A 605-nucleotide genomic window follows, 5' to 3' on the forward strand; every position below is an offset into this window, starting at 1 on the left:
GCGCCGCGTGGGAACGCAGTCAAGGCGCGCCCGCGCCGCGTCGCAAGTTACGCCAGGGCCTTGCGCAAAAAAACCAACTATTTTGAAACAGAGGGTGGGGTTTTTTATTTCTCAAACGTCTTATTAGCTGGAAGACGATTTTAGCCAACTTATGCACGCCGCCTCGGCTGCGAACATAAAACAATAATTAATTTAAAATGGCCACAACGCCCCCGCTCCAAGCCCATGTATTTATTTGATAGCCAAGACCATAGCCTGGCTGGCGGCGAATTAGTGTCGACCGCCGGCCCGCCGGCATCGGCCAATCCGGCTCATTCGATCTTCGCCGCACTGTTGGGCGAAGAACGGCCTATCGATATGCTGACGCTGCTGTCCCTTCTGGTTTTGCTGCTGCATGTTTGGCTCTTAACTTGGCTGTTGCGTCCGGTAGAACAGTTAACGCCCGCCCAGCCCTTGATGATGGAAGTGTCCATGCTGGCTGTTTCGGCGCCCAAACCCGCCGTGGCACCGCCGCCGCCCGCGCCGCCTCCACCCGCGAAAAAAACGCCGCCTAAAAAAACCAAACCCAAGCCGGTGCGTAAACCGCCGCCGCCCGTGGCACAGGA

The 605-nt window shown here is 57.2% G+C and carries 1 pseudogene; it reads left to right on the plus strand.

Annotation, left to right across the window (positions count from 1 at the left end):
- Positions 1-225: 225 nt before the first annotated feature.
- A pseudogene (locus NP596_RS21790) lies at positions 226-605 on the plus strand (energy transducer TonB); the annotation flags it as partial.

The sequence above is a fragment of the Methylomonas rivi genome (genome assembly GCF_024505165.1).
Classification (GTDB): domain Bacteria; phylum Pseudomonadota; class Gammaproteobacteria; order Methylococcales; family Methylomonadaceae; genus Methylomonas; species Methylomonas rivi.